23 protein-coding genes are annotated in these 26,124 nt (G+C 62.1%); 15 read left to right on the top strand and 8 right to left on the bottom strand.

Annotation, left to right across the window (positions count from 1 at the left end; translation table 11 throughout):
* Positions 1 to 77: 77 nt before the first annotated feature.
* Both gerD and pdaB read right to left on the bottom strand, forming a co-directional pair.
* Positions 78 to 752: a spore germination lipoprotein GerD gene (gene gerD, locus AMA01_RS01845; RefSeq protein ID WP_067846437.1), complete on the bottom strand. Its 675-nt coding sequence runs from the start codon at positions 750 to 752 to the stop codon at positions 78 to 80.
* 88 nt (positions 753 to 840) lie between these two features.
* Positions 841 to 1,593: a polysaccharide deacetylase family sporulation protein PdaB gene (gene pdaB / locus AMA01_RS01840; RefSeq protein ID WP_067846434.1), complete on the bottom strand. Its 753-nt coding sequence runs from the start codon at positions 1,591 to 1,593 to the stop codon at positions 841 to 843.
* A gap of 150 nt (positions 1,594 to 1,743) precedes the next feature.
* On the opposite strand from pdaB, the gene AMA01_RS01835 reads away from it, so the two are divergent.
* The 6 genes from AMA01_RS01835 (at position 1,744) to AMA01_RS01810 (ending at position 9,126) form a co-directional block, all read left to right on the top strand.
* Positions 1,744 to 2,427, top strand: a complete 684-nt coding sequence (locus tag AMA01_RS01835; protein WP_067846431.1) for an SGNH/GDSL hydrolase family protein — start codon at positions 1,744 to 1,746, stop codon at positions 2,425 to 2,427.
* Positions 2,428 to 2,514: 87 nt separating this feature from the next.
* Positions 2,515 to 3,336: a diadenylate cyclase CdaA gene (cdaA, locus tag AMA01_RS01830; RefSeq protein ID WP_067846428.1), complete on the top strand. Its 822-nt coding sequence runs from the start codon at positions 2,515 to 2,517 to the stop codon at positions 3,334 to 3,336.
* Positions 3,333 to 4,538, top strand: coding sequence for a CdaR family protein (locus tag AMA01_RS01825; protein ID WP_067846425.1), 1,206 nt, complete (start codon positions 3,333 to 3,335; stop codon positions 4,536 to 4,538). Before cdaA ends, AMA01_RS01825 begins: the two co-directional genes overlap by 4 nt.
* Positions 4,539 to 4,615: 77 nt before the next feature.
* Positions 4,616 to 5,956, top strand: a complete 1,341-nt coding sequence (gene glmM, locus AMA01_RS01820) for a phosphoglucosamine mutase (protein WP_067846423.1) — start codon at positions 4,616 to 4,618, stop codon at positions 5,954 to 5,956.
* A gap of 272 nt (positions 5,957 to 6,228) precedes the next feature.
* Entirely contained in the window at positions 6,229 to 8,058 is a 1,830-nt protein-coding gene (glmS, locus tag AMA01_RS01815; protein ID WP_067846420.1) for a glutamine--fructose-6-phosphate transaminase (isomerizing), read from the top strand.
* A 180-nt stretch (positions 8,059 to 8,238) separates the two neighbouring features.
* Positions 8,239 to 9,126: a phosphotransferase enzyme family protein gene (locus AMA01_RS01810; RefSeq protein ID WP_067846417.1), complete on the top strand. Its 888-nt coding sequence runs from the start codon at positions 8,239 to 8,241 to the stop codon at positions 9,124 to 9,126.
* Between the two features lie 42 nt (positions 9,127 to 9,168).
* On the opposite strand, the gene AMA01_RS01805 is transcribed toward AMA01_RS01810, so the two are convergent.
* A complete protein-coding gene (locus AMA01_RS01805; protein WP_067846414.1) occupies positions 9,169 to 9,738 on the bottom strand; it encodes a hypothetical protein in 570 nt (189 codons plus the stop codon).
* A gap of 222 nt (positions 9,739 to 9,960) precedes the next feature.
* Between AMA01_RS01805 and AMA01_RS01800 the strand changes: the two genes are divergently transcribed.
* Genes AMA01_RS01800 through AMA01_RS01780 form a run of 5 tightly spaced genes read left to right on the top strand, consistent with a single transcriptional unit; the run spans position 9,961 to position 15,254 of the window.
* Entirely contained in the window at positions 9,961 to 11,004 is a 1,044-nt protein-coding gene (locus AMA01_RS01800) for an XdhC family protein (RefSeq protein ID WP_067846411.1), read from the top strand.
* On the top strand, positions 10,995 to 11,681 hold the full coding sequence (locus AMA01_RS01795) for a nucleotidyltransferase family protein (RefSeq protein WP_082743878.1): 687 nt from the start codon (positions 10,995 to 10,997) through the stop codon (positions 11,679 to 11,681). The genes AMA01_RS01800 and AMA01_RS01795 overlap by 10 nt, the downstream gene beginning before the upstream one ends.
* Positions 11,608 to 12,453 carry an FAD binding domain-containing protein gene (locus tag AMA01_RS01790; protein WP_197459965.1) on the top strand — a complete coding sequence of 282 codons (846 nt, stop codon included), beginning with the start codon at positions 11,608 to 11,610 and terminating at the stop codon, positions 12,451 to 12,453. The genes AMA01_RS01795 and AMA01_RS01790 overlap by 74 nt, the downstream gene beginning before the upstream one ends.
* Positions 12,454 to 12,456: 3 nt before the next feature.
* Positions 12,457 to 14,802, top strand: coding sequence for a xanthine dehydrogenase subunit D (gene pucD, locus AMA01_RS01785; protein ID WP_067846402.1), 2,346 nt, complete (start codon positions 12,457 to 12,459; stop codon positions 14,800 to 14,802).
* Entirely contained in the window at positions 14,724 to 15,254 is a 531-nt protein-coding gene (locus tag AMA01_RS01780) for a (2Fe-2S)-binding protein (protein WP_197459971.1), read from the top strand. Before pucD ends, AMA01_RS01780 begins: the two co-directional genes overlap by 79 nt.
* A gap of 63 nt (positions 15,255 to 15,317) precedes the next feature.
* Here the strand turns inward: AMA01_RS01780 and AMA01_RS01775 are convergent, their stop codons facing one another.
* Both AMA01_RS01775 and allB read right to left on the bottom strand, forming a co-directional pair.
* The gene (locus AMA01_RS01775) at positions 15,318 to 16,595 is read right to left on the bottom strand and encodes a Zn-dependent hydrolase (protein WP_067846399.1); all 1,278 of its coding nucleotides are present in this window, start codon (positions 16,593 to 16,595) and stop codon (positions 15,318 to 15,320) included.
* A 4-nt stretch (positions 16,596 to 16,599) separates the two neighbouring features.
* Positions 16,600 to 17,994 carry an allantoinase AllB gene (gene allB, locus AMA01_RS01770; RefSeq protein WP_067846396.1) on the bottom strand — a complete coding sequence of 465 codons (1,395 nt, stop codon included), beginning with the start codon at positions 17,992 to 17,994 and terminating at the stop codon, positions 16,600 to 16,602.
* Between the two features lie 184 nt (positions 17,995 to 18,178).
* Between allB and AMA01_RS01765 the strand changes: the two genes are divergently transcribed.
* Positions 18,179 to 19,828, top strand: a complete 1,650-nt coding sequence (locus tag AMA01_RS01765; protein WP_067846393.1) for a PucR family transcriptional regulator — start codon at positions 18,179 to 18,181, stop codon at positions 19,826 to 19,828.
* On the opposite strand, the gene uraH is transcribed toward AMA01_RS01765, so the two are convergent.
* From uraH to uraD, 3 genes are read right to left on the bottom strand one after another with little or no spacing between them, the layout of a single operon-like run.
* Positions 19,825 to 20,184, bottom strand: coding sequence for a hydroxyisourate hydrolase (gene uraH, locus AMA01_RS14230; RefSeq protein WP_376738329.1), 360 nt, complete (start codon positions 20,182 to 20,184; stop codon positions 19,825 to 19,827). The genes AMA01_RS01765 and uraH overlap by 4 nt on opposite strands.
* On the bottom strand, positions 20,184 to 21,167 hold the full coding sequence (pucL, locus tag AMA01_RS01755; protein WP_067846387.1) for a factor-independent urate hydroxylase: 984 nt from the start codon (positions 21,165 to 21,167) through the stop codon (positions 20,184 to 20,186). Before pucL ends, uraH begins: the two co-directional genes overlap by 1 nt.
* Positions 21,168 to 21,181: 14 nt before the next feature.
* Positions 21,182 to 21,685, bottom strand: a complete 504-nt coding sequence (gene uraD / locus AMA01_RS01750; protein ID WP_067846384.1) for a 2-oxo-4-hydroxy-4-carboxy-5-ureidoimidazoline decarboxylase — start codon at positions 21,683 to 21,685, stop codon at positions 21,182 to 21,184.
* Positions 21,686 to 21,881: 196 nt separating this feature from the next.
* Between uraD and AMA01_RS01745 the strand changes: the two genes are divergently transcribed.
* From AMA01_RS01745 to AMA01_RS01735, 3 genes are all read left to right on the top strand, one after another.
* Positions 21,882 to 23,243 (top strand): 5'-deoxyadenosine deaminase, encoded by a 1,362-nt coding sequence (locus tag AMA01_RS01745; protein ID WP_067846381.1) that lies wholly within the window; start codon positions 21,882 to 21,884, stop codon positions 23,241 to 23,243.
* The gene (locus AMA01_RS01740; protein WP_067846379.1) at positions 23,227 to 24,471 is read left to right on the top strand and encodes a M20/M25/M40 family metallo-hydrolase; all 1,245 of its coding nucleotides are present in this window, start codon (positions 23,227 to 23,229) and stop codon (positions 24,469 to 24,471) included. Before AMA01_RS01745 ends, AMA01_RS01740 begins: the two co-directional genes overlap by 17 nt.
* A gap of 176 nt (positions 24,472 to 24,647) precedes the next feature.
* Positions 24,648 to 26,123, top strand: a complete 1,476-nt coding sequence (locus tag AMA01_RS01735) for an NCS1 family nucleobase:cation symporter-1 (protein WP_231862776.1) — start codon at positions 24,648 to 24,650, stop codon at positions 26,121 to 26,123.
* Position 26,124 lies beyond the last annotated feature (1 nt).

Below are 26,124 nucleotides of genomic sequence, written 5' to 3'. Positions count from 1 at the left end.
TCAAACGGCACAAGTGCGCCAGGCGAAGACATGGCACGGCGCGCTTGTGCCGCTTTGCTGTATGGCCGGTCCGGCCATCATGAAGAAGACGATCCCGACTCGTCCGACGAGTTGCTCGACTTGTCCTGAGATCCGCCCTTTTCCCCCTGGCCTTGTCCTCCGGCGGTGGCCTGTCCGGCCTGCATCGCTTTCTGCACGGCATCCTGAACCGTCTGCTGGAACTGGACCTGGAACGTCGGCGAGGCGAGGGTCTGGAGAATCACCTTCTGCAGTTCAGAACGAAATTCAGGTCCCTGCATCATCGTCTGCAGGGACTTCATGAACTCGTTGGACTGCAGCAGCACCAACATGTCCTGCTGAAAGTTTGGATCCTTCATCAGGTTCTCGACTGTATCCTTGAGCTCGGGCTGCGCCGCCTTGGCAAGCGCCGCGGCGAATTGCGGGTCCTTGGCGGCCTCCGTCAGGAAGGTCTGGGTCTGCTTCGACTGGATGAAGTCGGTGAGCGCCTGTTTCACCTCGTCCGGCGACGCGACGAGCTGGCTTTTGAATTCCGGATTTTTCAGGGTGTCCAACAGCGCCTGCTGGCCTTCCTTCGAATTGAGGATGTCCACGACCATCTGCTTCGTTTGTGTGTAATTCCCGCCCCCGCCTTCTCCGCTTGCGCTCACGTCAGCCCCGGCGTTCATGCCACAGCCAGTGACGGCGAGAGCCGCGAGCCCGATTGCCACGAGGCGCGCAAGCCTGCTGTTCACGCGAAGCCCCTCCTCAACACCCGGTTTATCGTCAGTATGCGAATCGCTCCGCCGACCTATCCCTGAGCAAAGCGCCGCGCCGCATGGCTCACTGGACCATGGACTTCACCTTTGCGCCCGCGAGGAGTTCGGAGACCGTCACGAACTGATACCCCTGCTGGCGCAGGTTTTCCACGATCCGCGGCAGCGCTTCCACAATCTGCTTCGACGAATCGCTCGCGTGCATCAGCACGATGTCGCCCGGCACGACCCGCTTCGTCACCCGGTTCACAATGGCGTCCACGCCTGGGTTCTTCCAGTCGAGCGAGTCTGTGTTCCACTGCACCACCGTGTAGCCCATGCTCGTCAGGCAGCGTATGACACGCGGGTTCAGGTCGCCGTTCGGCGTCCGGAACAGCTTCGGTTTGACGCCCGTGACCTGCTGAATGGCCTTGTCCGCAAGCATCGCCTGCTCTCGGATCCAGGAATCCGGGTAATTCGAATAATCCTTGTGCAGGTAGCCGTGGCTCCCGATTTCATACCCCATGGCCTTGATCTTCTTGGCGATCTCGGGATGGTGCATCGTCCAAGGACCGCTCAGAAAGAACGTCGCCTTCGTCACGCCGCATTTCTTCAATGTCTCCAAGACCGGCTCGGGCGTGCGGTGCCCCCACGAGATGTCAAACGTGAGCGCAACCACTTTTTCCTTCGTGTCCACCTTATACACGGCCCTCGGCGCCTGAGCCTTCGTATCGGCGGCCCGCACCGCCGCGGGTTGCAGGCTCATGCATGAGAAGGCGCACACGCATGCGGCCGTGAGCGCGGCCACGCCCGCGCGAAGTCGCTTCCAGAAGCTCCGCATTGGCCAACCTCCCTTTGGATTCTGCCTGCAGTGTTTGCAGCAGCCACACCTCCTATGCGATCTCGCCACTGGCACGTGGGCACCTCCTGTGACCAATCGCGGGGTAAGCCCATAGCTTACGATCAGCGACTCACCCAGGAGGCGATGGTCATGCTGATGCTCGCGCTCGGAGATTCCATTACATACGGCTACGGTGCGAGTGCGCCGGAGAAAAGGTTTGCGGATCGCCTGCGCGCTCGCTTCGCCCGCCAGGTCCGCGCGACGCTGCATATCCAGGCGAAGCCCGGCTGGACAGCGAGGCAGCTGTTCAAATCGCTTCAGGATCTCCCGCCCTGCATCGTCGAGGAAGCCGAGATCGTCACCCTCATGATTGGCGGAAACGATCTCCTACGCAGCGCTCCGGTCCTCCTCACGCGGCGCGCCGACCTTATCCAGGACATCATGCGCCGCTGTGAGGAGGACGTCGAACGCCTCGTGGAGTGGTGCAAGCGGCCGCACAGCACGTTCGGCATTGCGACGCTCTACAATCCCTTTCCGAATTTCGCCCTGGCGGAGGAGGTGACGCAGGAGTATAACGATCGCGTCCGCCGGATCGCGCTGAGACACGGGCTTGTCGTGGTCGAGACGTACAAGGCGTTTCGCGGGCACGAACCGGACTACGTCGAGCACTACCGAAGTGGTCAGTTTCGGGATCTGCGCCTGTTCCGCAATCCGATTCACCCCACGGACGAGGGACACGAGGCGCTCGCGAAGGCGTTCTTTCGCGCGCTGCAGCGGGCGCGATCGAAGGAACGGGCGAGGGCCGCACGGAGGCGGGCTGCGTGGCGGGCGTGAACACGCGGATGGAAGTGACTGTCTTGACTCGGGGGCTCGGGTAGGAAACAATGGGAACGAGACTCCCCGACGGGCAGGGGGCTTTGTATGGACGCGTGGCTCACGGCAATCCGGGACTTTGGCTTCAAGGACGTCATCGACATCCTGTTCGTGGCTTTCATGATTTACTATCTGCTGCTTCTCATTCGGGGCACTCGGGCCGTTCAGCTCCTGAAGGGCGTCATTGTCGTCGTGGTCGTGACCATGGTCTCGAGCCTGCTCAACCTGTCCGCCTCCAACTGGCTCCTGAACCGGATCATTGAAATAGGGCTGTTTGCAATTCCCGTCGTCTTTCAGCCGGAACTCCGGCGCGCGCTCGAACAACTCGGGCGCGGAAGCCTGTGGAACTTCAATCTCCTGCTGCACGAGGAACCGAATATGGTGCACACGGTGAATGAGATTGTCAAGGCCTGTCAGGTGCTTGCGAAGACGAAAACGGGCGCGCTCATCGTCATCGAGCGCCAGACGGGCCTCAACGAATACATCGAGACGGGTACGCGCCTCGAGGCGCGCGTGAGTACAGAGCTGTTCATCAACCTGTTCATTCCCAACACGCCGCTCCACGACGGCGCCGTGGTTGTGCGCGGGACGCAGATCATGGCTGCCGGATGCGTGCTGCCACTGACTGAGAATCGCAACCTGGACAAGCAACTCGGCACGAGGCACCGCGCTGGGCTCGGCATCACGGAGCAGTCTGACGGGGTGAGCGTCATTGTGTCCGAGGAGACGGGGCAGGTATCCGTGTGCGTCGATGGCGTGATGCACGGCCATCTCGACGAGGAAGCGCTCAACGAACTTTTGATGAAGCTGCTCGTCCCGCAGAAGACGAGCGCGCTTTCTTTCTGGAATCGAAAGGCGGAGTCGCGATGATGGACCGTCTGCTCAACAACAACGTGGCGCTTCGGATCATCGCGCTCGTGCTCGCGTGTATTCTTTGGCTGGCCGTTCACGCCGAGCAGGCCGGCAGTCAGCAGACCTCGACGGGCGTCACCGAGTCGTTCGAACTGCCCGTTCGGGTGGAGACCTCGGCGGATGAGGTGCTGGTCTCGCAGGTGCCGACGGTCACGGCTCGGGTGACCACCACGCTTCTGCGCCTGCCGACGCTCGCGAGCGATATGATGAAGGCCGAGATCGTCGCGAATGCGCAGGATCTTGGCCCTGGCACGTACACCCTGCACGTAGCGGCCATCAACATGCCGGCCAGCGTGCGCACTTACACACTCGCGCCTGCCACCATCACGGTGACGCTCGAGCCGAAGGTCACCGTGGAGAGGACGGTGCGAATCAGCGTCGTCGGCGCGCCAAGCCAAGGATACGTGCTCGGCAAGCCGCAGTTTGGTGCGGGCATGGTGGAGATCTCGGGTGCAGCATCGAGCGTGCAGTCGGTGGCCGAAGTGGCGGGCGTGGTGGACGCGAGCGGGTTGTCCCAAACGGAGACGAAACTCGTGGATCTTCTGCCGCTGGATGGCGCGGGTAAGGCGGTGCCAGGAGTGACGGTCACGCCGTCCGCCGTCGCGGTGACGCTGCCGGTGACGTCGGCCAGTCAGTCCGTGACCCTGACACCTGCGGTGACGGGAAATCCGGCGGCGGGGTACGCCATCGCGTCGGTGCGCCTGGAACCGACGAGCGCCGTGGAACAGGGGTTGCCGGCAGGGCAGCTTCCGCGAGGTGGACTGCGCGTGCCCATTGATGTGACCGGCCTTGCCAAGTCGACGACGGTGTCGGTTCCGATTCCCCTTCTGCCGGGAATGACGAGCGTGTCGCCCGCGGCGGTGACGGCCGTGATCGACGTGGAGCCGTCCGCGGTGGCCACGCTGTCGAACATCCCGGTGACCATCACGGGAGCGACGGGCGTCCGCCTAATTGGGCCGCGGACGGTGACGGTCACGGTGACGGGCGCGCAGTCGGCCGTCCAGGCCGTCGAGAAGGACGCGAGTGCGGTTCAGGCGTACGTGGACGCGTCCGGCATGAGCCGTGGCACGGCCTCGTTGCCCATCCAGGTCCACCTGCCCGCGGGGCTGTCCGCGGTGAGCATCTCCGCGCGCACGGCTACGGTGCAGACCATGCCGTGACCCGCCAAAGACTGCATCTTTGCACGGACGGTCTTCTGTGGCACAATGTTTGCGTTGTGAGAGAGGAGCGTGCATCGGTGGGCAAGTGGTTTGGCACGGACGGCGTGCGCGGCGTGGCGAATCAGGAGCTCACGCCGGAGCTTGCGTTCCGGCTGGGGCGCGTCGGTGCGTATGTGCTGACGGCGCGCCGGCCGGGATCGCGCATCGTCGTCGGCAAGGACACCCGGATCTCCGGTGACATGTTGGAAACGGCGCTGGTGAGTGGCATTCTGTCGATGGGCGTGGATGCGCTCCGCCTCGGCGTCATCTCCACGCCTGGCGTGGCTCATCTGACGCGGCTTCTGCGGGCCGACGCGGGCGTGATGATCTCGGCGTCCCACAACCCGGTGGCGGACAACGGCATCAAATTTTTCGGTGGCGACGGATTTAAGCTCCTGGACGAGATGGAGGAGCGGATGGAGGCCCTGCTCACCGAAGGAACCGATACGCTGCCGAGGCCCATCGGCGACGGCGTGGGCCGGATGTACGACGAGCCAGCGGCGGAGGCGTACACCCGCTTTCTGGTGCAGGCCGCTCGCGTGCGGTTCGACGGGCTCAAGGTGGTGCTCGACTGCGCGAACGGCGCAGCATCGTTCATCGCGCCCGAGGTGTTCCGGCGGCTCGGCGCGGACGTCATGGTCATCCACGCGAACCCGGACGGCGTGAACATCAACGTCGACTGCGGCTCGACGCATCCGCACATCGTGCAGCGCGCGGTGCTGCAGCACGGGGCGGACGTGGGGCTCGCGTTCGACGGGGATGCGGATCGGTGCATCGCGGTGGACGAGAATGGCGAAGTGGCGGACGGCGACTTCATTATGGCCATTCTCGCACGTGCCATGAAGGAAAAGGGAGAATTGCGCGGGGACAAGGTCGTCGCCACGGTCATGTCGAACCTCGGTTTTGTGAAGGCCATGAGCGATCTCGGCATCACCGTGTTGCGCACGGCCGTGGGAGATCGGTACGTCATGGAGCGGATGCGAGAGGAGGGCGCGTCCCTCGGCGGCGAGCAGAGCGGCCACATCATCCTCCTCGATCACACCACCACCGGCGATGGCATGCTGACCGCCGTGAAGCTGGTGGAGACCATGGTGGAGAGCGGCAAGCGGCTGTCTGAGCTGTCCCGCGTCATGACCCGCTACCCGCAGATCCTGGAGAACGTGCGCGTGCGCGACAAGCGCGCCTGGCGCGACAACGCGTCCATTCAGGACGCGCTGCGCAGAGCGGAGGTCGATCTCGGCGAGAGCGGGCGCGTGCTCGTGCGCGAGTCCGGGACCGAGAACCTCGTGCGCGTCATGGTCGAGGGGCTGGACGAGAAGCTTCTGCGCCGCGTGGTGGGCGACATTGTCCAGGTCATCCAGGCGGAACTCGGCGCGTGACCCTATGTGAGGTCCGCTGAAGGGAGGGATGCCAGGCGAGGAACCGGATGGGCGTTTTCTCGTAGAATGTCACATGGGCTGTGAATCTGATACGCAGCGCATGTCAAGCGCCTGGACTCGGCTATGGCCGAGTTGACGCGGAGGAGGTCGGCGAAAGATTCGGCGGATGCCTCCCGGCGCCAATCCGATCGCGCCGCAAGCGAAGCCTGAAATCCATCGGGCGACCGGTGGGACAGAGGCGAGCAGATCGGATGAAGGAGGATACCTGCTTCATGTGTGGAATCGTCGGCTATATCGGCCCAAGGAATGTCAAGGATGTCGTCGTCGGTGGCTTGGCGAAGCTCGAATATCGAGGCTACGACTCGGCCGGCGTGGCTGCGCTGGCGGACGGGAACATCCGGATCGTGAAGGCGGTGGGCCGCCTGTCGAATCTGGAAGAAAAGCTCGCGGAGATGCCCATCTCGGGCCACGTCGCCATCGGCCACACGCGCTGGGCGACGCACGGCAAGCCGTCGGACGAAAACGCGCATCCGCATCAGGACTGCAGCGGCCGATTCGCCATCGTGCACAACGGTATTGTGGAAAACTACCTCTCGTTGCGCGAAGAGCTGATGGCGCTCGGGCACGAGTTCCGGTCGGAGACCGACACGGAGGTCGTGGCGCACCTCATTGAAGAGATGTATAACGGCGATCTGTTCGAGACCATGGTCGCAGTGGGCAAGCGGATCCGCGGCGCGTACGCGCTCGTCGTCATGGCGAAGGACCATCCAGACGAGATTGTCGCCATTCGCCGCGCAAGCCCGATGATCATCGGCCTCGGCGAGAAGGAGAACTTTGTGGCCTCGGACATCCCTGCCATTCTCGAATACACGCGCGACATCTACGTGATGGAAGACGGCGAAATGGCCGTTCTGCGGCGCGACGGGGTCGAGTGCTTCACGTTGGACGGCGAGCCCGTAAAGAAAGAAGTGTATCACGTCACCTGGGACGCCGTCAGCGCGGAGCGCGGGGGCTATCCGCACTTCATGCTGAAGGAGATCCACGAGCAGCCGCGCGCGGTTCGGGATACCCTTCGCGGCCGGGTGTCGGACGATCTCAGCCGCGTGGAGCTTCCGGAACTCGGCCTTGAGGACGAGGACATCCAGGCCATCGACCGGATTCACATCGTCGCGTGCGGCACGTCGTGGCACGCGGGCCTCGTGGGCAAGGCCGCCATTGAGGCATTCGCGCGCATTCCTGTCAACGTCGAGATCGCGTCCGAGTATCGGTATTCCGATCCCATCGTGACAGACAACACGCTCGTCATCACCATCACGCAGTCGGGTGAGACGGCGGACACACTGGCGGCGATGCGGGAGATGAAGAAGCGCGGCGTGCGCGTGGTGGCCATTACGAACGTGGTCGGCAGCTCAGCCGCGCGCGAGGCAGACAGCACCATCATCACGTGGGCGGGGCCGGAGATCGCCGTGGCTTCCACGAAGGCGTACACCACGCAGCTCGTGGCGCTGTATCTGTTGGCCGTGCGGTTTGGCCTGAGCCGCGGCACCCTCGCAGAGGAGAAGGCGCGCGAGGTGCTGGCGGCGCTCGACGACCTGCCGCAGGTCGTGGAGCAGGTGCTGGACACGGCGCCGCAAATTGAGTCGTTTGCGAAGCGGTACAAGGATGCGCACGACACGTTCTTCATCGGCCGAGGCATTGACTACGCGGTGTCGCTCGAAGGCGCGCTGAAGCTCAAGGAAATCTCCTACATTCACGCGGAGGCGTACGCGGCAGGCGAGCTGAAGCACGGGACGCTGGCGCTCATCACGGATGGCGTGCCGGTCATTGCGCTCGCGATGCAGTCGGAACTGTACGAGAAGACGCTGTCGAACATCGTCGAGGTGAAGGCGCGCGGCGCGTTCGTCCTCGGGCTCACGTGGGTGGGCAACGAGGACCTCGAGAAGACGGTGGACGAAGTGATCTATTTGCCCAAGACAATGCCGCTTCTCGCGCCCGTGGCGGCGGTGATTCCGCTGCAACTGCTGGCGTACTACGCCGCGGTGGCGCGGGGGAACGACGTCGACAAGCCGCGGAACCTGGCGAAGAGCGTGACGGTGGAATGAAGACGAGAGGCGGACCGGGAGAGCCCCGGTTCGCCTTTTGCTTGGCTTGCCCGCCCCACGCGAGTTACCGCGATTCTGTCGCGCACGGATTCGCGCCATCGCCTGAGGAATAGAGGTGACGACATGTTTTCGTGCAGCTCGGGTCATTTAGGCCATCCAGAAAGGCTGAGGCTTGCAACCTTGTATGGCTGGCATCAGGACGACACGGACTTTCAGTTGCTTCATCAGGGGGAGAACGATACGTTTCTCGTTCGAACCCGAGGGATGCGATACATTCTGAGGCGCTATCGACGGGAAAGGTACCGTGAACAGGAGATACTGGCCGAACTTGCGTGGATGTGTGCGCTGCGCAATGACATCAACGTGCCCAACGTGATTGCGAATACAGCAGGAGACTTCGCCACACGGCTCGTCGGTTCAGACGGTGAACGCTTGTACGCGGTCTTTGAGTTCATTGAAGGGGAATCGCCTGAGAGACCCTCCAGCGAAGACTATCGCCGTCTTGGGGAATTGATGAAAGCGCTCCACAGCGGCGCGGACGCCATCATGCAATCGAAGCCCGAGAATTGGGCTTTGAATCGGCCCGTGTACGATATTCAACGCGCGGTGCGAGAGCCGCTTCGCCATTTGCTTCAGTTCGAGTCACTGAGCGCGGTGAACAAAAGGCGTTGTGTCTCCGTGGCGAAGGAAATCGAGAAGAGATTCCGCGCTCTCGAGCCGGATCGACGCTTCATCCACGCGGATCTTCATTTCGGAAACATTGTCGCGCGGGAGCCGAGCTGGTATTGTCTTGATTTCGACGAATGCGGATACGGACACAGGGCCCTCGATCTCGGCGTGGTCAAACTGCACCTCAAAAATCGGCCCGACGCCTTGGAATGCTGGGCGCATTTTGAACACGGCTACGGCGATATGCCGTCGCAGGACGCTTTGGCTGTCGGGACGGCGGCCCGCATCTTCTATATGGCAGGGAAGATTCCCGTGCGGCAGGACATCGAGTCCTTGCGCCACAACCCGGATGCCCGCATTGGCAAGTACCTGACTTGGATCGAGGACGAACTGGCGTGACCGGTGAGCGACCGCGTTTGCCGGGTCGTTCAGCGTTTCGAATCAAATGAACACGCGCATCCGCTCCGCACCGCGCCGCAAGGTCACCACGTGTCGAAAGGGCTTCGCACGGAATGGCCAGTTCAAGAGAATCAGCAGGCTGGGGCCCGCCGCATCACACAGCGTCTGAAGGCCCTGCGCCATCCCGTGGACATCATGCGCCTGCACAAGCTCCTTGACGCCCAAGGCTGCTATGCCTGCGGCACACGCCGTGAGGAACATCACTGCGGCCACCCAGTCGCTCGAGCTGCTCGACTTGCCCAACACCGTCCAAGTCCCCTGATGGGAACCTCCCGCGATCTCGCAGGTAGGCGAACCTTCTTGCCAACGGATCGCGATTTCTTCGCCATCGCCTCGCCACATGGCATACGCGGCCGCGACCCAAGCCAGCAGTGCGAAACCAGGAAGGTCTAACCAGTACCATTCTGGAGAACGAGCCGGTAGGTTGCGGATGAGTGTTCCGACGGCCACATAGGTGGCGCAGATCAGGCCGAGTGTAGAGCACATCACGATGGCCTGAAGCCGCGTCACGCGGGAGTGCACCACCCCGCGGCGCATGTCATGCGTTTCCATGGGTTCACCTCACCATCCTCTTACATTTTACGCCTCATTGTCAACCCCGACCATTGAAAGTTTCGAAAGGTAACTTCCGAACTCGGTGGATCTCACAAAAGTGCAGCCGACCTTTTTGTTAAGAATTGCGACGTATAGTGATTGAAATGTCGAGGGTTCACGCGTAAAATGACGCGAAAGCGTCGCCTTCATGTTAGATTTCATACCTTCAGGGTGAGTGCGATGTATGTGCCTCGCTTTCTCTCCAGTCTGCACGCTGAATCGAACTGGGCTGTCGCGAGCCTCGTGCACGTCGCCGGATCGTCCTACTTGCCTTCCGGTGCGCTGATGGCCTTTCATCCCGACGGCCGCAGCTTGGGCGTCATCTCGGGAGGATGCCTTGAGGCAGATCTGCGCGCACGAGTGGAGTCCGATGGTGTCCGCGACACCGCCCAACTTCTTGTCTACGACCTCCGCCGGACGGACGATCTCGGCTTTGGACCGGGCGCCGGTTGCGACGGCGTTCTGACCGTCCTATTGGAGCCGTGGACCGATGATCTCGCGCACATGTTTGAAGGCATCCTGGCAACGTGGGCCCTACAAAGCGCGGATGCGGGATGGCCATCTCCGTCGTCCATTCCTCTTGCGCGCGTCCGCCGCGTGTGGCATCGAGGGCTTGGATGCGTGACTGTCATGTGCGACGTCGGAGGTCACCTCGTGGCTCGCTACAGCGTTCCCGTCAAACCTGCGGTAGGCGTGCCTGCCGAAACCGAATGGGACGTGTACTATGAGCCCCGTCCTCGCCTGGTGATCTTCGGAGCCGACCCGGATGTGCCGCCGATTGTGTCTCTCGCGCACCGCGCGGGCTTCGACGTGGTGGTGTGGGATTGGCGGGAGGAACTCCTGCGCCGGGCGCGCTTTCCGCACGCAAAGCTCCTTCTGACCGGCACAGAGGAAGCGGTCGCGGCCGCCAGGGTGTCGTCCTACGATCACGTCCTCGTGATCACGCATCAGTATGAGCGCGATCTCGCGATTTTGCGCCACCTCGCCCGCGTTTCACCGTTCTACACGGGGCTCCTCGCGTCGCGCAAGCGCGCAGCGCGAATGCTCTCTGATCTTCCGGATGGGCACCGCGTTCACGCGCCGGTGGGACTGCCCATCGGTGCAGAGGGGCCCGACGAGATCGCCGTGAGCATCGTGGCAGAACTCATTCACACCCAAAGTGGGCGCAGGCAGGCTCACGCCCGCGGCGTTCTGATGGATACGGCGGAGGCTGGATGGAAATGAAAGTCGTCGGCGTGTATCTCGCTGCAGGTCGAAGCACACGAATGGGCTGTGACAAACTGTCGCTGCCGCTCGGGGATGCCCCGCTCGGCGAGTGGGGGCTGCGGTCGCTCCTGCAGAGCGAGGTCAACGAGGTCGTCTGGGTTCAAACTCGGCGCGCTTCACTGACGCTACCCTTCAGTCGCAAGCCGGTGCATGTTCGCGTCGTGCCCGTCGGTCTGCCCTTGTCGGCATCCGTGCGCTGCGGAGTCGAAGTCGCGCGCGGTTTAGGCGCGGATGCGCTCCTCTTCGCCCTCGCCGATCAGCCTTTCGTGACGTCCGCCCTGTTGGACGATCTCGTCCACGCGCTCTCGCGACATGCCGAAGCGGGGTATGTCTCGTTTGGCCACGGCCCGCCGATGCCGCCCCTCATCGTGCGAACGGAGCTTGTTTGGGAGCTTCGCGCCGAGCTCGCGGGCGATCGCGGCCTAGGTCCGCTGCTCGCTCAGAGCCTTGTGTCCAACGTGCGCAGGGCGTTGTCGGACGATTACCTGATTTTCGACGTCGACACGCCGGCGGATTACGCCCGTGCGACGTCACTTTGGATGTCGCTGGGAGGTGATGGGCGTGACAGAGCTACGGGTATGGCTGCCGACCTCGTTCGCCGAGGCGTGGGCATGCAAACAAGCATTCGGGGATAGCGCATGCTACGTGGCCGGTTCGACGTGGTTACAGCTGCGCGCTGCTTCTGGAGATGCCGTGCCGAGCGAATGGATCTGCGTCGATGACATTGCCAACGAGGACCGCGCGCCTGTCGAAGCAGACGACGCGCTCCAAGTGGGACTGCGGGTGACGCTGGCGGAGGCGATACGAAGTTCCGCCGTCCGCAGACGTTGGCCTCATCTGCACGAGGTGTGTCGCTTTGTCGGTGCTCCAGCTCTGCGCGAACAGGCAACCTTGATTGGAAACCTCGCGGCACAGGGCGACTTGGTGCCTTACCTCCTCGTCTCCCAAGCAAGTTTACTTACTTGGAATGAAGGCGAGATGGAGGAAAAGTCAGTTTCCGAATGGTTGAACTCTCGCGACACTGCTGCCGATGTGTTGATCACAAGGTTGAACATTCCGAAGGAATCGGAGCGCGTTCGGTACTTTGTGCGGAAGGTCGGCCGGAGGGCTGGTTTTCAACCCGCGCTCGTGACCATTGCCGCCTCCCTTGAAGTCGACGATGCTTGCACAGTCGGTGCCCTGCGTGTAGCTGTGGGCGGAGGCGCACACTGGCCGCACCGGCTCCCGAAGGTCGAAGCTCTGGCTCGCGGAGAGCGACTGCGGCCGTCTCTCCTGCGCGAACTTCACCACGTGATTCAGTCGGAAATGTGGACCTATGACGACGCGTTCGCCACTGCCGAATATCGGCGAGTCGTAGTGGCGAATCTGGTGACCGCGTTTGTGGCAAGTGCGCTGGAGGAGGGGTGAGCGGTGGATCGCGACCAACTTCGCAGCTTACCAACATGGATTCCGCGCCCGGACGGCTGGGAAAAGGCCCGCGGACGTATGCGGTATCTGACGGATCTGCATCATCCCGGCATGCTGATTGGCGGCGTGCTGCGAAGTGACTATCCCCATGCGCGCATCCGCCATATCGATACATCTCGTGCGCAGCAGATCCCAGGAGTTCGCGCTGTGCTCACATGGCGCGACGTCCCAGGACTGAATCGATACGGAATCGTGATCCAGGATCAACCTGTGTTCTGTGAAGACCGCATTCGGTACGTGGGCGACGTTCTCGCCGCGGTTGCGGCGGATTCCCGTGCTTCGCTCGAACAAGCGCTCGCGGCCATCCAAGTGGAATACGAGCCTCTTCCGGTGGTCGCCCAGCCAGAGCAAGCGCTGAGGCGAACGTCCGTCAAACTCCATCCGACAGGCAACCTGCTGCATCGCAGGACATTTTCGCGAGGCGACGTGACGCAAGGGTTTGCCGCGTCGGCCGTGATCGTCGAAGCGGTGTACGAGACGCCCCGCCAAATGCACACCTATATGGAGACCGAGGGCGGCATGTGTATACCCGAGCCGGATGGGTCACTCACGTTGTACGCCCCAACGCAGCACGGCTATGGCGATCGCGCCCAGTTGGCCCGCATCCTTGGCTGGCCTGAGGAACGCATTCGCATCGTGTCGAGCCCCATTGGCGGTTCGTTTGGGGGCAAAGATGAGCTGAACGTCCAGCCGTATCTGGCACTGCTCGCGCTCGCAACCGGGAAGCCCGTGAAAATTCACCAATCCCGGGCGGAGTCCGTTCGCTCGGGGCTGAAGCGCCATCCCATGCGAATCTGGATGCGCACGGGAGCCGCTCGGGACGGCCGCATCCTCGCGCACGACGTCCGCATCGTGGCTGACACGGGCGCGTACGCGACGCTGGGCCCGGCGGTGCTTGATTTCGCGGTGGAGCATGCCACCGGTCCTTACATCATCGATCACGTCCGCGTGCGCGGTTACTCGGTGCATACCAATTGCGGCGTGGCCGGAGAGTTTCGCGGCTTCGGCGGGAACCAGGTGACGTTTGCACTTGAAGGACAGATGGACCGGTTGGCGGACGCACTGGGCATAGACCCGCTCGAAGTTCGCAGGCGCAACTTTCGCGCCCATTCGGATTGCGGGCCACTTGGCCAAACCATCGCGCCGACGGAAGGTGCGGACGAAGTCCTCGCCTTTGTGGAGCGGAAGCGCGCGGAGGTTCAGTCGCGGCATACCGTAACCAGTGCGTCCGCCTACCATCGCCGAGGGATAGGCATCGCTGTCACGATGCACGGCGGGGGGCTGGGACTGCGGCGGCCGGATCACACTGGGGGCCGGGTGCGTTTGACGCGTCATGGGAAGATTGAACTCGCGTTTGGGTTTGAGGAGTGCGGTCAAGGCGTCATTGCCGCCATCCCGCTCCTGGCCGCGGAGTTGCTCGATTGTGCGGTTGAAGACGTGGAGGTGGTGCTCGGCGATACGTCTCGGGTGCCGCGATCAGGTTCATCCACGGCCTCTCGGGCGACGGGCATGGTGTGGCACACGCTCAAGCGTATTCGACCCGACTGGGAGTCGAAGATGTTGTCCCTCGCGGCTCGTGTTGCCGAGCGCCGCGAGTCAGACCTCCGCCTGGGACCCGGAGGCGTGCACGAGCGCAACGCCGGGCGCCTCGTGGCGTCGTACGCGGATCTCGCGGCCGCCGCAGGAGACGACTTGCCGGAGGTCGAGATTGCATCCCATTTTCCCGTGACGCCGGACACGTGGGCTCAGGATGGCGCTCACTACCTCTACTCGTTCGCCGGGGTGGTGGCCGAGGTCGACGTGGATCTGCTGACCGCAGAGGTGCGCGTGACTGGCCTGCACCAAGGCGTGTGGGCTGGCGGCGTGGTGAACCCAATGGGGTATGTGGGGCAGATTGAAGGCGGTGGCGTCATGGGGATGGGATTCGCGCTCATGGAAGATGCGCTGATGGACGAGGGGCGTTACGTCACGCGCAATCTGGATACGTACCTCATTCCCACGGCGTTGGATGTGCCGGAGATGGAACTGGAGGCTATCATCCCAAAGGTGGAGGACGGTCACGGACCGCGCGGCGTGGGGGAGATCGGCACGGTGGCCGTCGCACCGGCCATTGCGGCGGCCATTCACGACGCGATAGGCGTATGGATTACGGCGTTGCCGGTTCGTCAGGATGTGCTTCTCGCCGAGATGGCGAAGAGGGGGGAGACCTTGTGGCGGTGGATGCCAAGCGATGCCTCGAAGGAATCGACGTCCTGGGGCCGGGAGCGGATCGCGTCGAGTTCGTCCTGAATGGAAAGCCGGTGATGGTGAAGGCGCCGCCCTGTACGTCGCTCGTGCGCGTGTTGCGGGACGAACTTGGAATGATGGGCACTAAGATTTCGTGCGGGATCGGAAGATGTGGAGCTTGCACCGTCGAGGTGGATGGGCGCCCCGCACTCGCCTGCATGACGCCGATGTTTCGGCTGCGGGGGCGGTCTGTGGTCACCATCGAAGGCGCGGGCGATCCCGAAGCTGACCGCATTGTGCATGCGTTTGTGGAGGAAGGGGCCCTTCAGTGTGGCTACTGCACGCCGGGGATGGTAATGGCGGTTCGGGCCCTGCTTCACGCCTTGCCGTCGCCAAGCGAAGAGGATATACGCGTTTGGCTGTCCGGAAACCTGTGCCGATGCACCGGATATCTACCGATTCTGCGCGCGGTGCGACGTGTGATTGAGGAAACGGACCACGGGGACAAAGGATAGCGGCTGGAAACATGACAGTGGGCCGCCGGAAGGCGGCCCGCGTCGCTGACAAGGGCGCTTGGTTTAGGGGAGATACGTCTCGTACGCCAGCGCGTAGAGCACGCGGATGAGGACCTCAATTCCGCGCCCGAGCGCGTCGCTCGATGTGAATTCATCCGGCGCATGGCTGACGCCGCCTCGACTCGGGACAAAAATCATCCCGCTCGGCACGCTGCCAGCAAACGTCTGCGCGTCGTGGCCCGCTCCACTGAGAAGGGGCATGGAGCTCCACCCCGCGTCGTTGCCGGCGCTTGAGATCAATGCGATGATGGTTGGATCCATCGGCACGGGGGACTGCTTCATCCACGAGGTCAAGCGCACCGATGCTCGGCGCTCGGCGGCGATATTCGAGCACACGCTTTCGATTTCGCAGGCAAACAGATCAAGCTGCCGTTCGGAGGGATGGCGCACATCTAAGGAAAATGTCACGCGTCCAGGGATGACGTTGACCGCGTTAGGTTCGACATGCCACTGTCCCGCCGTCAGCGTAAGGTCTGGAATGGCCGCGGCCCGTTCGAGCAGTTCGTTCAGCAGACTGCAAGCGCATGCCATCGCATCGACTCTCGCTTGCATCGACATCGTCCCCGCGTGCCCCGCGCGTCCCACGACTTCGACCCAATAACGCCGTTGGCCGACGATCGCCGTGACGACACCAATATCCACGCCGGCCTCCTCGAGCTTCGAGCCCTGCTCCACGTGAAGTTCCACATAGGCGCCGACCGGTTGTCGGGATCGCTGGGATGAGGGAGGTAGATTCGCGTCCCGGATGGCGCGCTCGATGTCGATCCCGTACTCATCGAGCACGCGAGGCAGGGGAGTAGGTTCGCGGCCTTCTGCCGCTGCCAAGGCGTTCGACGATCCCCAAAAGGCGACGGGGAAGCGCACCCCCTCTTCTTCCGCAAAGGACACGACATCCAACGGCAAGTGGGGCGGGCCGTAAGTGGCTCGGAGCCAACTGACTGCGATGAGACTCGCCACGATTCCGGCAGCGCCGTCAAAGCATCCGCCTTGGCGGACCGTGTCGACGTGAGAGCCTGTGAGGATGCGGGGTCCACCGGGAGAGGCCGGTTCGGAGCGGCCGTAGAGGTTGCCCACGTCGTCCCAGAACGTCAGGAGTCCTCTGGACGTCATCTCTCGTTCCAACCACGCCTGTGCCTCCCGCCACGCGGGGGTGTAGACGAGGCGCGTGATACCGCCCTCCGGCACGCTGCCGAATTGGGCCAACGAATGCAGCAGTTGCACCGCTTCGTGGCCCAAGGATTGAGCGCTCGGCCGCAAGTTCGGTTTGTGAGAAATGGACATGCTTTCACGCCCTTTCCGCATGAGATGAGTGTGCGGACCGAATCCATTGGCCAATGCCTGCGGTTGGAAACGTGGGCTCTCCGTGTGCCTGATACACCAAATGGCCACGGCACCACGTTTGCACCACGCGCGAAGAGAACGTCCGGCCGATATAGGGGCTGTGGCGATGGCGTTGGAACAGGTGTTCAGGTCTCAGCGTATAGCGCTCGGCCGGGTTGACGATGGCGAGATCGGCATCGGATCCAATTTGAATTACACCTTTTCGGGGATATACGCCCAGCCGCTTGGCGGGATGCGCCGCGGTGAGGCGGGCCACGTCTACAAGTCGCAGTCCTTGTCGCAGGCCTTCGTCGAGCATGACCTCCAGGGTCGACTGTCCTCCGGCGATTCCACCCCAAACCTCGAAGTAATTGCCGGATGCGGACCGTTTCATGTCCATTGGACACGGCGAGTGATCCGACGCCACGTCGTCGATGAGTCCTCGACGAAGGCGATCCCAAAGTGCGAGGCGCGTCTGTTCATCGCGGAGGGGTGGTGCGCACTTGGCCACGGGTCCGAGCCGTTCAAAGTCGTCGACCGTCAGCGCAAGGTAGTGAGGGCATGTTTCCAGTGTTACGTCCAAGCCCTTTCGCTTGGCCGCTTGAATTCGATGCACAGACTCCGGGGTGCTGATATGTACGAAATGCAGTCGGCAGCCCGTCGCCTCGGCGAGTGTGAGCGCTCGTTGCACCGCTTCCCACTCCACTTCGGGGGGCCGCGAGGCTGCGTAGTCGCGGGCTGTCAGGCGCCCCTCCCGTTCCAACTGACTCCGGATTGCGTCGGCAATGGCCCCGTTCTCCGCGTGCAAGAGCAAGGGAAGGCCCACTCTGGCCAGAATGCGCATCCCTTCATACAACGTTGCGTCATCGACTTGCACATAGCCGTGATCTGCGCTGGGACCACCTGGCGCGGAGAGGAACGCCTTGAACCCGAGAACGCCTGCGTCGGCGAGCGGCTCGAGCTGGTCCAAGCGACGAGGCACCAGCCCACCCCAGAATGCGAAGTCGATGACGGACTTACCCGTTGCGCACGCTACCTTCTCCGTGAGCGCCGACGGGTCGATCGTCGGAGGGACGCCATTCAACGGCATGTCCACGAACAGCGTGCACCCTCCTGCGGCCAGCGCGCGGGAGCCTGTTTCAAATCCCTCCCAGTCCGTGCCAGGTTCGTTGAGGTGCACGTGTGCATCGATGACGCCGGGCATCACCCAGTGCCCCGATACGTCCACCTGCACCGCCGCGCGGCCCTCAATGGAGCCAATTGCTGCAATCCGCCCATTGGTAATGGCTAAATCCATCATCAGCGCACTGGATTCCGTCACGACGAGCCCGTTGCGCAGAACGACGTCGTACACTGGCATCGTCCTTTCATGAAGATGTAAATGATCATGACAAAGTTTGAGTTCAGCCTCATTGTAATCGGATGAATGTGAGAAAATCGATAGATCTTATACTCAAATTCCGCGAAAATCATCGTATAATTCGCATATAGCCGTTGGGTTCCTGATTTTTGCGTTATGTTTTATAACATAAGGAGGAAGGGCAATGCGCGTCTCGGAATTGTTCGCACTTCCGGTTTTTGAAGGCGCCCGTTGGCTTGCTGGGAAAGATGGAGGTTGGCGTACGGTCGAGTCCGTCAACATGATGGATGCGCCTGATATTCTCGACTTCCTAAAACCTCATGAACTTCTCGTTACAACGGCTTACGCTCTCCGAGGAGATACCGAGAAGCTAGTCGAACTGGTCCGCCAGATGGCGAAGAAGGGGTGCGCAGGACTTGCATTAAAAACCCAGCGCTTTTGGTTCTCGATCCCTGAAGAAGTTGTGGCCGCAGCACGTGAAGCGGCGTTTCCGCTGATCGAATTGCCGAACACATACGCTTTGGGGGAGATTGTGTCGGCTTGTATTGCCCATCTGATGGACCGGCGGGCAGCTGAATGGTTGGAATCGATGCGAGCGCAGAAGGAGTTTGCCAGATGGATGATGGAGGGGAGGAGCCTGGACGACCTCCTGAACTCGTTGGAAAGGGCTATCGGTCGCCCGTTCGCCTTGTTGGAATGGACGGGAGAACGTTTGGTGGCGAGTGACGGGGCGGGAGAGACGGAGGTGTTGTCAGCTCGTTGGGCGGCGGTGTCTGCCGAACCCGGAAAGTGCATCTGGATGTGCGTGCGAGGTGGCAGTCGAGGAACCGAGATTGAGGCCTTTCCTGTGTGGATTGATCACCCATGTGCGTATCTTATCGCTATCGGAGGACGCGTGAGTCATCTGCCCGGCTTTCAGCGCATGATGGCTGAGGTCATGCCCGTCCTCTCTGTGGAAATGGGGAAGCGCCAGGCGGTTCGCGACGGCGCGCGCCGTGCCTCGGAATCGTATTTCGAAGCGGTGGTTTCCGCTGAACTCGCGACCGAAGCCGAGATCGTCACGGCGGGCAAGCCATACGGAATTCACCGCGCCGCGCTGCACCAATGTGTTCTTCTCAGACCGTTCGCGATGTCTCGCGACAGGCAGGTCCGGCCGGCCATCCCGCGGTCGCGTGAAATGGAGCGGCTCGCGGAGTGGAGCAAGCGCTGGCTTGTGGAAGCGGGGGAAGACGTGTCCGTTTTCCTGTGGAATCGACACGTGGCCGTCGTCCGCCATCTTCCCAGTCAGGACCAGGCGGGAAAAGAGGGGACGTTTCGCGCCCTCCAGGCGCAGGTCTGGATGGCCATGGGATACCCCGTGTCGATTGGGATTGGCAATCCAGTGGGCAATGTGGAAGGCTTGGCGCGCTCGCTGAAAGAAGCATGGAGCACCTTGGAAGAAGAACAGCGCCGAGCGGGAGATCGCCCCGTCATTGCGAGGGCCGGCGTGCGAAACCTCTCGGATCTCGTACATCTTCTTCCGTACGAAAAGTTGTGCGAATTCCGCGAGGCTGTCCTGGGGCCCATTCTTGCGCTACCAGCGGACGAGCGAGATGTACTGCTTCACACGTTGGCAACGTTTCTGGATTTGCACGGAAACGTGGCGGAAACAGGAAAGCAGCTGTACTTGCATCGAAATACAGTTTTATACCGCCTCGGCAAATGCGAGCAGTTGTGTAAGCTGTCGCTGAAAGACCCTGATGCGACGCTGCAGATCCGGTTGGCGCTGCACATTCATCGGCTGATGACTCGCGTGGATCCACAGGCCCAGCGAGTGTCCGGCGTATGGGGCTAACTGCCCCGATACGCCGTGAAGCTGGATGGGGTGATGAGGACAGGGATGTGATAGTGCTGTGAAGGATCGTTGACGTGGAATCGAACGCGCGCGACGGGGAATATGGTTTCTGCGCTGAATAACCCGCCTGTTGCTGCGTAGTACGCCTTCGTGTGAAGAACGATTTCGTACTCGCCTGTTTCGATAGCGTGCCCTTCTGACAAGGGCTGGGGTGGACGGCCATCGGGTCCGGTCCTGCACTTGCACACTCGATAAGGTTCCCTCTGTGGCACAAGACGCCAGAGTTCCACCTCGATCCCGCCCGCGGGAAGCCCTCGGGCGAGATCGAGAATGTGCGTTGTGATGCATCCGCTCATCATGTCGCGGTCTCCCATTCTGCCTCGAAGTGTGGCCACTGTTCCGCTAGGTCGGCTCGCGTCATGGTGATCCCCTGAAAGCCGAAAGGCGGGCGGGGCTCGGTATAGACTTGTCCGCGTCCGTCTGCTGTTTCGACAATGCGCTCCCACGTCCGGTTCTGCGATTGGAACGTGATGGACTCGAGCTGCGGGAAACGGAGCAGCGCCAGCGCGCAGATCCGGTGGATCAGGTGTTGGATGGACCGGGTGTCCAGGGCGTGGAAGACGGCTCCTGCGAGGTCGCGGATTTGCTCCGCAAGGATGTACCCTGTCGCTTGATTCGAAAGCGCGCTCAGCGGATCGACGTACGTCCATCGAGCGCTGAGAAACACGTACAGCGGTCGGTTGGAGTCCTCGGGCAAGGTGGTGTATTCGTCGCGGATGTAGCCGACGAACGAGTTGCCGCGAATCTTAATCAGGTGCAGACCGTCTAGGCCGGAGCGATGCCACACCACGAATGGGCTCCCGTCCGGATGACGTTCCATGCGGAGTTCGGCGGTGGACCATTCGTTGCGGCTGTGGAGAAAGACGAGGGTGCTGTCCTCGAATCCTTCCGCTCCAGGCACGGGGACCGGACGAAACACTTGTTCGTCCGCGTAGAGCTCTACGGCGCGCACGTGAGGATACGTTTCGAGAAAGCAGCGCCCTGCAAACGCCAGATAACCGTCGAGCGAAGGGCCTTCATACAGTGCGGCGTGCCGAAGCAGAAAATTTTTCATCGAGTCCGTGGCGATCACGTCCCGATTGTCTCCGTCGCGAAACGACGGCAGGAACGCGTCGCCTTCGACGGCCATTCGGACCCGAGCGCCAAAGACGGTCTGATCGCGGAATTCGACAGGCGATTCGTGAATCCGCGTCCAGGCGCGAAGGGGTGTGTGGCACGTGCGATACACGTAGACATCGTCTTTTCCGTAGTAGATGCCGAGCGGAGAGTGGCTCTCCATCCTCATGACCTCCTTCACGATCGCGTCACAGCGCTTCGCGCCTTCAGGCGTTGAAGTGCGATACAACATATTTCTTCCAAGGCTCGCTGAAATTCGGCTTCCTGTGTCTGGTTCAGGCGCTCGCGGACGGATTCGAGGATTTCCTCGGTTTGCTTTCCGTGTACGCAGAGGACGAAGGGGAATCCGAACTTTTCTTCGTACGTTCGCGTCAGCTGTTGAAGTTCGGCTGCTCGCTCGGGGTCAAGGCTCGCGAGTCCCGACCTGCGCTGCTCTTGTGAGGACAACGCGCTCATGGGACTTTGTTCGCCGAGGCGAGGGTGCGCCTGAATCAGCGCCTCCTGCTCAGGCTGCGGGGCCTGGAACACGACGGAACGCACGGCGCGATCGACCTCCGCCCAATCGGAGAATGGGCCGAGGTCATACAAGCGGGCGGCGAAGTGCGGGGAGTGTTCGAAGCAGTCTCCGTAGATCTCCAAGAAGGAGGCTTTCTTCAGTTCTTGCCACGCACCTGGTGTCATACTCGTTGTCCTCACCTCGCCACGCAACTTGCTGCGATTGTACAGAGCGACGATTGTTTGCGTCAATACATCTCACGCAATGCGGATTCCAAAAACGAAGAGCCTCATTTTGGTCAATATATCTCACGCAAGGTGCTCACCATCTGCTATCCTCGACGGAAATCGGTTTGCGCCACTGGCGCGCAGGAGGTCGGCCATGCGGATTTGGATTCACGACGCGCAGATCATCACGATGAATGCTCGTGACGAGATCGTCCAAGGAGACTTGCTCATCGATGGCTCGCGAATCGCTGCTGTGGGCGATGTGGGACACCCGGGCGATGTCGATCGCGTCATCTCGGCGAAGGGGCTCGTCGCGATGCCGGGATTTGTGCAGACGCACGTTCACCTTTGTCAGACCTTGTTCCGCGGCATGGCGGATGACCTGGAACTCTTGGATTGGCTCAGAACGAGAATTTGGCCGCTCGAAGCGGCGCACGACGAGGAGTCGGTCTATGACTCCGCCATGCTCGGAATCGGCGAATTGATTCGGAGCGGGACCACGACCATCGTGGACATGGAGACGGTGCACCACACGGAGGCTGCTTTTCACGCCATTCGAGAGACGGGCATTCGTGCCGTCTCTGGCAAGGCCATGATGGATGACGGAGAAGGCGTGCCACCCGGGCTGCAGGAGACGACGGAGGCTTCGCTGGAGGAGAGTGTGCGCCTGCTTGAGGCGTGGCACGGCCGAGACGAGTCGCGCATTCGGTACGCGTTCTGCCCGCGCTTCGTGTTGTCGTGCACAGAGCCATTGCTCACGGCGGTTCGCGATTTGTCCCTCAAGTACCAGGTCGACGTCCACACGCACGCGGCCGAAAATCGGGACGAGATCGCACTCGTGGAGGCCAGCCGAGGCATGCGCAACGTGGCCTATCTGGACCACCTGGGTCTGGCGAACGAACGGCTCATCCTGGCTCACTGCGTCTGGCTGGATGAGCATGAGCGCCAAATACTGGTGCGCCGCGGCGTGCGCGTCGCTCATTGCCCCGGTTCCAATTGCAAATTGGCTTCTGGGATCGCCGATGTTCCCGCGCTCTTGTCGTCGGGCTGCCAAACGGGCCTGGGTGCCGATGGAGCGCCCTGCAATAACAATCTCGACATGTTCCACGAGATGCGGTATGCCGCGATGTTGCAGAAGGTGACGCGCGGTGCGCTGGCGCTGTCGGCGTGCGACGTTTTGCGCATGGCAACCGTGGGAGGTGCGCACGTGGCCGGTCTCGCGAGCGAAATTGGGAGCCTCGAACCCGGCAAGCTCGCGGACATCATTCTGTTGGATCTCCGCGACTTTCACACCTATCCCTCCGTCGGCGTGGATCCCGTGAGCCGCGTGGTCTACTCGGCGACGCGCGACAACGTGGTCATGAGCATCATTCACGGGCGGATCGTGATGGAGGGCGGCGTGGTTCTGACGCTCGATCGCGGCGACGTTCTGAAGCGAGCCGACCGATCCGCCAAGCGGGTGATGCGGCGGGCCTTTGGGGAAACGGGGGTGCCGAGCCATGCCGTGCAAGCCTGATCTGTGGCGGCTGGTCGACGACGCGATGAGCGAGGAGGTGGCGTTTCTTCAGTCCCTGGTGCAAACGCCGACGGACAATCCGCCTGGCGACGCGCGATCCATGCTGGAGATGTTGAAGGTGTCCTTGGAGCGGCTCGGCATCGAATCCGTAGAGGTCGATCTCGTCGAGGGAGAAGAGGCTGCTCGTTATGGGCAGGTGGCCGCCGGCAGTGTCGTCGCCAGGCTGTCGTTCGGGGGCGGAGGGCCTGAAGTGGTCCTGAACGCGCATGGCGACGTGGTGCCTCCGGGCCTTGGCTGGACGTACCCACCCTATGGAGGCGTGATCGACGGCGGCTATCTCTACGGGCGGGGAGCGGCCGTATCCAAATCCGACATCGCGGTCTACACGTTTGCGGCGCTCGCGGTGAAACGCCTCGGCGCGGCGGGGTGCGGGCGAGTCGCGCTGGTCTTCAATATGGACGAGGAGACTGGCGGTCATCTCGGCCCTCGCCGGCTGTTGGAGCGGGGCGCGATTGCGCCCGATTACGCCCTGTGCGCGGGTTCGACGTACACCCTGGGCGTGGCACACAACGGCTGTTTGCACCTGGAAGTCCGGCTCACGGGGCGATCCGCCCATGCGGCCATGCCCCATCTCGGCGCGGATGCGCTGGAGGCGGGGAACGCCTTGTTGACTCGCCTGTATCGGTATCGGGACGAGATCGGCACCCTTCGTTCGCGCGTGCCGGGCATTGAACGGCCCACGCTGGTGGTGGGCACCTGCCACGCCGGCATCCACACCAACGTCGTGCCAGACGCGTGCGTGATCCGGCTGGATCGCCGTGTCATTCCCGAAGAGGATCTGGATCTCGTCGAGGCAGAGCTGCGAGCTGTCATCGCGGAGAGCGTTCGTCCGTTCCCGGACGTCCGCTGTGAGGTGACGCAGCTGTTGCGCGCCGAAAGCTTACGCCCCCTTGCCCTTGGCACGCCACTTCACGAAGCGCTTGAACGGAATGCCCTCGCTGTCATCGGCGAACACCTTCCGGCAGAGGGGGTGCCGCTGTACACGGACGCGCGGCACTTCGCATCCTTCGGCATTCCGGTCATCATGTACGGTGCGGGGCCGCGCCACCTCGCGGATGCGCGCGGACATCGTGCGGACGAGCGCGTGAGCCTGCGCGATCTCGCCCTCGCCACGCGTGTGGTGGCAGGAACGCTGGCGGATCTCCTGGGCATTGCATGTGTATGGTAGATAGCATGACATTTGGGTTGTGAATGGCGCACAAACGTCGAAGGGTCACTTCGGAAACATCGCACGAAAACACAGTCTAGGTAAGATAACATTACATATCTGGTTGCTCATGTTCGGTTCTCTCACTAAGATTCGAAGCAAGATCACATTCTCGATTTCGAAAGGGGAGAGAATCCGTGGCGCAACCGGTCGAAAGCGTGACGTCGTTCACACAGCCGTACGATCCGTCGCTATACAACGAGGACTTGGCCCCCGTTTCTCCCGAGAAAAAGACGTGGAGTTGGGTCAACTTCACCACCGTGTGGATGGGCATGGTGCACAACATCGTCTCGTACGAGACGGCCGCGAGTCTCCTGGGGCTTGGCATGAGCGTTTCGCAAGCCATCTTCACCGTGGTGGTGGCCAACGCCATCCTCATCCTCGCGATGTGCCTGAACAGCGTTGCGGGAGCCAAATATGGATTGCCTTTTCCCGTGCTCGCTCGGGCCGCGTTTGGGCACCGAGGTGCTCAAATACCCGTGTTTTTCCGGGCGTTCGTGGCCATCTTTTGGTTCTCGATTCAGGCGTACGCCGGCAGCGAGGCGCTGTCCACCGTTCTCGGCGCGCTCATTCCCGGCTGGAATCACCTCGGCGCTCACCACGTCATCGGCATGGGCTTGAACATGCTGATTGCTGTGCTCGCATTTTGGCTGTTACACGCGTGGATCGTGTCGCATGGCATTGAACGGGTTCGCCACTTCGAACTCTGGGCTGGGCCACTCGTCATTGTCCTGGGGCTCGGACTTGTCGGCTGGGCGTTGTCCGTCGCCCACGGGTTCGGACCGGCGTTCTCGGAGCCGTCTCGACTGCACGGCGCGAAGTTTTGGAGTGTATTCGGACTCACCGTGACGGGGCTCATCGGCTCGTGGAGCACGCTCGTGTTGAATATCCCGGATTTCACGCGCTTTGCACGTTCTCAAAAGGACCAGGTGGTCGGGCAAGCCGTGGGACTTCCAGGCACGGCCATCCTGTTCTCGTTCATGAGCATCGTCATCACCTCGGGTACCTTGATCGCGTTCGGCAAGGCCGTGATTGACCCGGTTCAACTCATCGGCCATTTTCACAGTCCAGTGGTGCAGGTGCTCGGTTGTCTCGCGCTCGTCGTCGCTACGTTGTCGGTCAATGTCGCCGCCAATCTCGTGTCGCCCGCCTACGATCTCGTCAACATGTTCCCCAAGCGGCTCAACTTCGTGCGAGCAGGGCTCATTGCGATTGTCGTGGGATTTCTGTTTGCGCCTTGGGCGTGGTACGACAACGCCGGTGTCATTTTCAGCGTGCTGAATGCGATAGGAGGTGGGCTGGGACCTGTTGCAGGCATCATGATGGCGGACTTCTACTTGGTGCGAAAGCGGCAGTACGAAGTCGACGCCTTTTACACGGCGGACGGCGGGTTCCGCTACCGCGCCGGATGGAATCCAAAGGCCTTGGTTTCGTTGGGGGCAGGGCTCTTGGCATCGTTCATCGGGCTGCTGGCGCCTTCGCTGTCGGAATTGTACAACTACTCTTGGTTCTTGGGGCTTTTCGTGGGAGGTCTCTGTTACGCGATGCTCATGACATTGGGTGAAGATCCGGTGCGCCACGAGGACGACTGGCTCGTCGGGGACATCGAGTAGG

Origin of the sequence: Alicyclobacillus mali NBRC 102425 (assembly GCF_001570745.1) — a bacterium.
GTDB lineage: Bacteria > Bacillota > Bacilli > Alicyclobacillales > Alicyclobacillaceae > Alicyclobacillus > Alicyclobacillus mali.
This window is presented reverse-complemented; position numbering and strand designations above follow the sequence as displayed.